Source organism: Nocardioides sp. (assembly GCF_035429765.1).
Lineage (GTDB): Bacteria > Actinomycetota > Actinomycetes > Propionibacteriales > Nocardioidaceae > Nocardioides.
The window spans coordinates 1-8506 of sequence record NZ_DAOMFK010000133.1 but is presented as its reverse complement, the minus strand read 5'-3'; the positions used below and the strand labels follow the sequence as shown (position 1 = coordinate 8506).

The 8506-nt window shown below is 73.4% G+C and carries 7 protein-coding genes and 1 pseudogene; all 8 read left to right on the top strand.

What is annotated here, in order from left to right; all coding sequences use genetic code 11:
• Positions 1-490 (top strand): annotated as a pseudogene (locus PLP61_RS12085) (MoxR family ATPase); the annotation flags it as partial.
• Between the two features lie 101 nt (positions 491-591).
• A complete protein-coding gene (locus tag PLP61_RS12080) occupies positions 592-1689 on the top strand; it encodes a vWA domain-containing protein (protein WP_502889042.1) in 1098 nt (365 codons plus the stop codon).
• Positions 1682-2848 carry an XdhC family protein gene (locus PLP61_RS12075; RefSeq protein WP_324502969.1) on the top strand — a complete coding sequence of 389 codons (1167 nt, stop codon included), beginning with the start codon at positions 1682-1684 and terminating at the stop codon, positions 2846-2848. Before PLP61_RS12080 ends, PLP61_RS12075 begins: the two co-directional genes overlap by 8 nt.
• Positions 2849-2941: 93 nt before the next feature.
• On the top strand, positions 2942-4180 hold the full coding sequence (locus PLP61_RS12070; RefSeq protein WP_324502968.1) for a transcriptional regulator: 1239 nt from the start codon (positions 2942-2944) through the stop codon (positions 4178-4180).
• A gap of 94 nt (positions 4181-4274) precedes the next feature.
• Positions 4275-4748, top strand: coding sequence for a (2Fe-2S)-binding protein (locus PLP61_RS12065; RefSeq protein ID WP_324502967.1), 474 nt, complete (start codon positions 4275-4277; stop codon positions 4746-4748).
• The gene (locus PLP61_RS12060) at positions 4745-7132 is read left to right on the top strand and encodes a xanthine dehydrogenase family protein molybdopterin-binding subunit (RefSeq protein WP_324502966.1); all 2388 of its coding nucleotides are present in this window, start codon (positions 4745-4747) and stop codon (positions 7130-7132) included. Before PLP61_RS12065 ends, PLP61_RS12060 begins: the two co-directional genes overlap by 4 nt.
• On the top strand, positions 7129-7980 hold the full coding sequence (locus PLP61_RS12055; protein WP_324502965.1) for an FAD binding domain-containing protein: 852 nt from the start codon (positions 7129-7131) through the stop codon (positions 7978-7980). Before PLP61_RS12060 ends, PLP61_RS12055 begins: the two co-directional genes overlap by 4 nt.
• Before the next feature lie 4 nt (positions 7981-7984).
• A partial coding sequence (locus tag PLP61_RS12050) for an SRPBCC family protein (RefSeq protein ID WP_324502963.1) occupies positions 7985-8506 on the top strand: 522 nt, incomplete at its 3' end.

Sequence of the window (8506 nt, the reverse complement as noted above, 5' to 3'; positions counted from 1 at the left end):
GGTGCTGCTGATCGACGAGGTCGACCGGGCCGACGACGAGTTCGAGGCGTTCCTGCTCGAGGTGCTCTCGACGTACCAGGTGACGATCCCGGAGGTCGGCACGGTCAGGGCGGCCACCCCGCCGATCGTGGTGCTGACCTCGAACCGCACCCGCGAGCTGCACGACGCGCTCAAGCGCCGGTGCCTCTACCACTGGATCGACCACCCCGGGCTGGACCGCGAGGTCGAGATCGTCCGCTCCCGCGAGCCCGGGGTCCCTGCGACCCTCGCCCGTCAGGTGGTCCAGGCCGTGCAGCGGCTGCGCAGCCGGGACGACCTGCTCAAGCCGCCCGGCGTGGCCGAGACCCTGGACTGGGTGCGGGCCCTCGAACGGCTGGGTGCCACCGAGCTGGACCTCGCCACGGCGGCGGCCACGCTCGGCGCGGTGGTGAAGTACCGCGAGGACACCGACCGGATCAAGCACGCGCTCGACCGGGTGCTGGCGGGCTGAGGAGCTGCGGTTTGGACCCAAACGACAGCTCCGGCGGCCAGAAACCTGTCGTTTGGGTCCAAACGGCAGAGGTTTCTCCGGCCCCCCACCAGCCTGACGAGCTGCTGCTGGGCTTCGCGGCGGCCCTGCGGTCGGCGGGTGTCCCGGTGACCCCCGACCGGTCCCGGGCCTGGCTGCAGGCCGCCTCCCTGGTCGGCCTCGAGGACCGGGACCGCACCTACTGGGCGGGCCGGGCCACGCTCTGCTCCTGCCCCGACGACCTGGTCCGGTACGAGCAGGTCTTCGACGCGTGGTTCCTGGCGCGGGAGGGCCTGCCCCGGACCAGGCCGCGTGCGCAGTCCAGCGAGCTCACTGCCGCCCCTCTGCCGCACGACGAGGAAAACAGCGACGGGTCGGCGGGGGAGGACCGGCTCCGGGCCCTGGCGAGCAGCACCGAGGTGCTCCGGCACCGCGACATCGCCGAGGTCGGCGGCGCCCAGAAGGCGCTGCTGGCGGCGATGTTCGGCTCCATCCGGCCGGTCCTGCCGCGACGCCGCGCGCACCGGCGTACGCCGTTCCACCGCGGCGAGGTCGACGGCGCGCGGACGCTGCGCGCCACGCTGCGCCAGATGGGCGAGCCCGGCGAGATCGCCTGGCGCCGGCGCCGCACCCGGCCGCGCCGGGTGGTGCTCCTGGTGGACGTCTCCGGCTCGATGAGCAGGTACGCCGACGCGCTGGTCAGGCTCGCGCACCGGTTCGTGGTGACCGGGGTGGGCAGTGGTGCCCGCGGCGAGGTGGAGGTCTTCACCACCGGGACCCGGCTGACCCGGATCACCCGGGCCCTCGGGCACCGCGACCCCGAGCGGGCGCTGGTCGCGGCCGGGGAGAGCGTGCCGGACTGGGCGGGCGGCACCCGGCTCGGCGAGAACCTCAAGGCGTTCCTGGACCGCTGGGGCCAGCGTGGCCTGGCCCGGGGTGCGGTCGTCGTGGTGTTCAGCGACGGGTGGGAGCGCGGCGACCCGGCACTGCTCGCCGAGCAGATGGCCCGGCTGCACCGGATGGCCCACCGCGTGGTGTGGGTGAACCCGCACCGGGGCAAGGCCGGCTACCAGCCCGTGCAGTCCGGGGTCCTCGCCGCGCTTCCCTACGTCGACGACTTCCTCGCCGGCCACTCGCTGGCGACCTTCGCCGAGCTGACCGAGGTGATCGCGCGTGCGTGACGTCCTGACCGAGCTGATGGAGTGGTGGCGCGCCGGCGAGACCGTCGGCGTCGGCACGGTGGTGGCCACCTTCCAGTCCGCGCCCCGCCCGGCCGGCGCGTCCATGCTGGTCGGCCCCGGGGGCGAGGCGGTTGGCTCGGTCTCCGGCGGCTGCGTCGAGGGCGCGGTCTACGAGTTGGGCCAGCAGGTGGTCGAGTCCGGGGTGCCCGTGCTGCAGCGGTACGGCGTCTCCGACGACGATGCGTTCGCCGTGGGCCTGACCTGCGGCGGCATCCTCGACGTGTACGTGGAGAAGGTGAGCCGCGAGACCTTCCCCGAGCTCGGCGAGGTGGCCGAGGACGTGGCCGCCGGGCGCCCGGTCGCCCTGGCCACGGTGATCGCCCACCCCGACCCCGACCGGGTGGGCCGCCGCCTCATCGTCCGCCCCACCGCGACCGACCGCCGCGAAAACCATCATTTCGACCCCGAGAATGATGAGGTTCGCGGCGGGCTGTCGCTGGGGAGCGAGCGGGCCGACGAGGCGGTCCGCGACGACGCGCTCGGGCTGCTCGCGCTCGGCCACAACGCCACGCTCACCTACGGCCCGGACGGCGAGCGGCGCGGCGAGGGCATGCAGGTGTTCGTGTGGGCCTTCGCGCCCAAGCCCCGGATGCTGGTCTTCGGGGCGATCGACTTCGCGGCCGGGGTGGCACGGGTCGGGTCGTTCCTGGGCTACCACGTGACCGTGTGCGACGCCCGGCCGGTGTTCGCCACCCGGTCCCGCTTCCCCGACGCCGACGAGGTGGTCGTCGACTGGCCGCACCGCTACCTGCGGGGCGAGGCGGAGGCGGGCCGCGTCGACGCACGCACCGTGCTCTGCGTGCTCACCCACGACCCGAAGTTCGACGTCCCCCTGCTCGAGGTGGCGCTCCGCCTGCCCGAGGTGGCCTACGTCGGGGCGATGGGCTCACGGCGTACCCACGACGACCGGCTGGCCCGGCTGCGGCAGGCGGGCCTCACCGACGCCGAGCTGGGGAGGCTCTCCAGCCCGATCGGCCTGGACCTGGGGGCCCGGACCCCCGAGGAGACCGCCATCTCCATCGCCGCCGAGATCATCGGCCAGCGCTGGGGAGGCAGCGGCCGGAGCCTGGCGGACACCGACGGCCGGATCCACCACTGAGCACCTCCCACCGCGTGGGGGACGGGGGTACTGTGACCGCCATCACCCCGGCCGGGGCTGGGTCGCTCACGCTGGGTCACCGAAGGGCAGGGCATGGCCGGTTCGCACCAGGAGCTGCACGCGCGCAGGCTCGCCTCGGTCCGCGCCTGGACGACCTTCGTCGAGCACGGCGACGACGCGGCGACGGCGGTGCGTCCCGAGATCCTGCGCAGCTGGCAGATGTCCCGGGTGGCGGAGGTCTCCCTCGACGTCCGCGAGGCGCCGCTGGCCGACGAGTCCGACACGGCGGCGTTCTGGCGGGAGTCGCCGCTGCAGACCGCGGTGGCGCGGGTGGAGGCCGAGCTGCGCCGGACCGCCGAGGACGGCGACCTGGTGCTGGCGGTCACGGATGCACAGACCCGGATCCTGTGGACCTACGGCGGCCGGGTGATGCGGCGCAAGGCGGAGACGGTCAACTTCGTGGCCGGCGGACGGTGGGACGAGGCCTCGGTCGGCACCAACGCACTCGCCCTGGCCAGCCGGCAGGGGACTCCGTCGATGGTGTTCAGCGCCGAGCACTACGCGCCGATCGTGCACAACTGGGTGTGCTGGGCGGCGCCGGTGTGCGACCCGGCCACCGGCAGCCGGCTGGGCGTGATCGACCTGTCGACGACCTGGGACCGCACCCACCCGATCGGCCTGGCCACCGCGCGGGTGCTGGCGCGGCTGATCGAGGCCGCGCTGCCGCACACCCAGGCGTTCGGGGTGCCTGAGGACGACGTGCCGACCCCCGGGCTGCAGCTCACCCTGCTGGGCAACGCGGAGGCCCGCCTGGACGGTCAGCGCCTGCTGCTGAACCGGCGGCAGACCGAGGTGCTGGCCCTGCTCGCGCTGCACCCGGAGGGGCTGTCCCTCGAGCAGCTCCACGCCGCGGTCTACGGCGACCAGTCGGTCACGCTGTCCACGCTGAAGGCCGAGGTCTCCCACCTGCGCTCCGCGCTCGGTGGCCAGCTGGCCTCGCGGCCCTACCGGCTCACCCTCCCGGTGACCACCGACGTCGGCACCGTGCTCGGGCTGCTGCGCCGCGGCCGGGTCGCCGCGGCGGTCGCGGCGTACGGCGGGGACCTGCTGCCGGGCACCAACTCGCCCGCGCTGGCCGAGTACGCCGAGTACGTCGCGGTCGCGCTGCGCGAGTCGCTGCTGGCTGACCCCGAGCCCACCGCCGTGCTGCGCTACACCGAGCTGGCGCCGTACGACACCGAGGTGGTCGAGGTGTGCCTGGCCGGGCTCGGCGACCGGCTGCACCCCGCGCGCCCGCTGCTGAAGGGGCGGCTCGCGGCCGCCCAGCGCTGACCCGGCGACCCGCCAACCATCCGCCAACCTCCCGGGCTCTACGGTCACGCCAGTGAGAGCCACGTCACACCTTTCGCACACTGGGAGCTGACGCATGACCAAGATCGAACTCACCGTCGACGGGGCGCGGGTCACCGACGACGTCGAACCGCGCCTGCTGCTGGTGCAGTACCTGCGCGAGAAGCTCGGGAAGACCGGCACCGTCGTCGGGTGCGACACCAGCAACTGCGGCGCCTGCACCGTCCACCTCGACGGCCGGTCGGTGAAGTCGTGCAACGTGCTGGCGGTCCAGGCCGACGGCGCCGAGGTGCTCACCATCGAGGGCCTGGCCGACACCCACGACGGCGACGGGCTGCACCCGGTGCAGGAGGCCTTCCGTGAGTGCCACGGGCTCCAGTGCGGGTTCTGCACGCCCGGCATGATCATGCAGAGCGTCGACCTGCTCGCCGAGAACCCGCACCCCACCGAGCAGGAGGTCCGCGACGGGCTCGAGGGCAACCTGTGCCGGTGCACGGGCTACCACAACATCGTGCGGGCGGTGCTGCACGCGGCGGGAGGTGCGCGATGACCGCCACCCAGGAGACGCGGGCCGAGATCGGCCGCGACCGGCGCCGCAAGGAGGACCAGCGGCTGATCACCGGCCGGACCCGGTGGACCGACAACCTCACGCTGCCGGGCATGCTCCACCTGGCCATGGTGCGCAGCCCCTTCGCGCACGCCAGGATCACCGCCATCGACACCAGCGCGGCGACAGCGGCCCCCAACGTCGTGGCGGTGGTGACCGGGGCGGACGTCGCCGACGAGCAGGGCTCGCTGCCCAACGCGTGGGCGATCACGACCGACCAGGTCACCCCGCCGCACCCGCCGGTCGCGGTCGACCGGGTGGCGTTCGCCGGCGAGATCGTGGCGGTGGTGGTGGCCCGCAGCGCCGCCGAGGCCCGGGACGCCGCCGAGCTCGTCGACGTGGACTACGAGGAGCTGCCGGCAGCCCTGGACCTGAAGGAGGCGGCGCAGGACACCGTGCTCGCCCACCCGGACCTGGGCACCAACAAGTCGGCGCTGTGGGTCTTCGACTCCGGTGAGGCCGGGACCGGCGGCAGCGTCGAGGAGGCGATCGCGAAGGCCCGCACGGACGGCATCGTCCTGGAGCGGGAGTACCGCCAGCAGCGGCTCATCCCGGCCTTCATGGAACCGCGCTCGGTCGTCGTCGACCCCACCGGCGAGCAGATCACCATGTGGTCGGCGACCCAGATCCCGCACATCCTGCGGTTCCTCCTGGCGGCGGTCCTGGGCATCCCCGAGTCCAAGGTGCGGGTGATCGCGCCCGACGTCGGCGGCGGCTTCGGCGGCAAGCTGCAGACCACGCCGGAGGAGTTCATCGCGATGGTGCTGGCCCGGCGGCTGGGCAAGCCGGTGAAGTACACCGAGACCCGCTCGGAGTCGCTGGTCTCGGGCCACCACGGACGCGACCAGTGGCAGAAGCTCACGCTGAGCGCGGAGCGCGACGGCACGGTGACCGGCCTGAAGGTCGAGCTGCTGGCCGACCTGGGCGCCTACGTCAGCCTCGTCGGTGGCGGCGTACCGGTGCTCGGGGCGTTCATGTTCAACGCCATCTACAAGTTCCCGGCCTACCACTTCGCCTGCCAGACGGTGCTCACGAACAAGACGTGGACCGACGCCTACCGGGGCGCGGGGCGCCCCGAGGCGACCTTCGCGATCGAGCGGCTGATGGACGAGCTCGCCGTGGAGGTGGGCATGGACCCGCTGGCGGTCCGCGAGAAGAACTGGATCCGCCACGACGAGTTCCCCTTCACCACGGTCGCCGGGCTGGAGTACGACTCCGGCAACTACGAGGCGGCGACCGCGCGCGCCAAGGAGATGTTCGGGTACGACGCGCTGCGGGCCGAGCAGGCCGAGCGGCGGGCCTCGGGCGACCCGGTCCAGCTCGGCATCGGGGTGTCGACGTTCACCGAGATGTGCGGCCTGGCCCCCAGCCGGGTCCTGGGCTCGCTGAACTACGGCGCCGGCGGGTGGGAGCACGCCACCGTCCGGATGCTGCCGACCGGCAAGGTGGAGGTCGTGACCGGCACCTCGGCGCACGGCCAGGGCCACGAGACAGCGTTCAGCCAGATCATCGCCGACCGGCTGGGGGTGGCCTTCGAGGACGTCGAGGTCCTGCACGGCGACACCCAGATCGCCCCGAAAGGCCTGGACACCTACGGGTCCCGGTCCCTGGTCGTCGGGGGCGAGGCGCTGGTGAAGGCGGCCGACAAGGTGATCGAGAAGGCCCGGCCGATCGCGGCGCACCTGCTCGAGGCGTCGGTCGACGACCTGGACTTCGCCGGTGGCCGGTTCACCGTGCGCGGCACCGACCAGGGTGTCGGGATCGGCGACGTGGCGCTGGCCACCTTCGCGGCCCACAACCTGCCCGACGGGGTGGAGCCCTCGCTCGACAGCGAGGCGACCTATGACCCGGTCAACTTCAACTTCCCGCACGGCACGCACCTGTGCGCGGCGGAGGTGGACACCGAGACCGGCGAGGTGCGGCTGCGCAAGTACGTCTGCTGCGACGACATCGGCACGATCATCAACCCGCTGATCGTCGAGGGGCAGGTGCACGGGGGCCTGGTGCAGGGCATCGCCCAGGCGCTGTGGGAGGAGGCGGTGTACGACGACTCCGGGACGCTGGTCTCCGGCTCCTTCGTGGACTACACCCTCCCCTCGGCCGCGGACACGATCAGCTTCGAGGTCGACCACACCACGAGCCCAGCGACCACCAACTCGCTGGGCACCAAGGGGGTCGGCGAGGCCGGCACGATCGCCTCCACCCCCGCGGTGGTCAACGCGGTCGTCGACGCCGTGCGCCACCTCGGGGTCAGCGACCTCACGATGCCGTGCACCCCCGAGCGCGTGTGGAGAGCCGTCAACCAGGCGAAGGGAGCAGGGCAGTGATCCCCGCACAGTTCGACTACATCGCCCCGACCTCGATCGACGAGGCCGTCGCCGCGCTGGCCCAGCACGAGGACGCCAAGCTCCTCGCCGGGGGGCAGAGCCTGCTGCCGGTGCTGCGGATGCGGCTCAACGCCCCCGAGACGGTGATCGACCTGGGCCGCATCGACTCCTTGCGCGGGGTGCGCGACGACGGCGACGCGATCGTCATCGGCGCGATGACCAGCCACACCGAGGTGCGCGACCACCCGCTCGTCCGCGAGCACGCCCTCCTGCTGGCCAAGGCGACCGCCGAGGTCGCCGACCCGCAGGTCCGCCACCGCGGCACCTTCGGCGGGGCCCTGGCCCACGCCGACCCGGCCGGGGACCTAGGGGCACCCGCGCTGGTGCTCGGTGCCGAGTTCGTGGTGGCCGGCCCTGCGGGCACCCGGCGGGTGGCGGCCGAGGACTTCTTCGTCGACCTCTTCGAGACGGCGGTGGGCGAGGACGAGATCCTCACCGAGGTCCGCGTGCCCAAGCACACCGGGTGGGGGGCCCACTACGAGAAGTTCGTGCGCACCGCCCAGCAGTGGCCGATCGTGGCCGTCGGCGCGACCGTGCGGACCGAGGGCGAGACCATCGCCGAGGCGCGGGTCGGGCTGACCAACATGGGCTCGACCCCGTTGCGGGCCAGGGCGGTGGAGGACGCGCTGGTCGGGCAGCCGGCCTCGGCGGACGTCGTACGAGCGGCGGCGGCGCACGCTGCCGACGGCACCTCGCCACCGGCGGACCTGAACGGTGACTCCGACTACCGCCGGCACCTGGCCGTCGTGCTGGCCCGCCGGGCCGTGCTCGCCGCCGTGGGGGACTGACCGGATGGACCTGACGCACCGGTTCAGCGTCCCCACCTCGGTCGAGGAGACCTGGGCGCACTTCAACGACATCGCGGCCGTGGCCGAGTGCTTCCCGGGGGCCCAGGTCACCTCCGTCGAGGGCGGCACCTTCGCCGGGTCGGTCAAGGTCAAGCTCGGCCCGATCGCCCTGCAGTACAACGGGTCGGGGACCTTCACCGAGAAGGACGACGCCGCCCACCGCTTCGTCGTGGACGCCAAGGGCAAGGACCGGCGCGGGAACGGGACGGCCGGTGCCGTGGTCACCCTCAGCATGGCCGGCGAGGGCACCGGCACCGCGGTGGAGGTGCTCACGGACCTGTCGATCACCGGCAAGCCGGCCCAGTTCGGCCGTGGGGTGATGCAGGACGTCTCCGACAAGCTGCTCGGGCAGTTCGTGAGCTGTCTGGAGTCGCGGCTGACGGTGGTGCCGGCCGAGGCCGCCGGCGTACCCGCTGAGGCGCCGGTCGAGGCCCCGGCTGCGCCGGGACCGGCCGAGCTCCCGGCG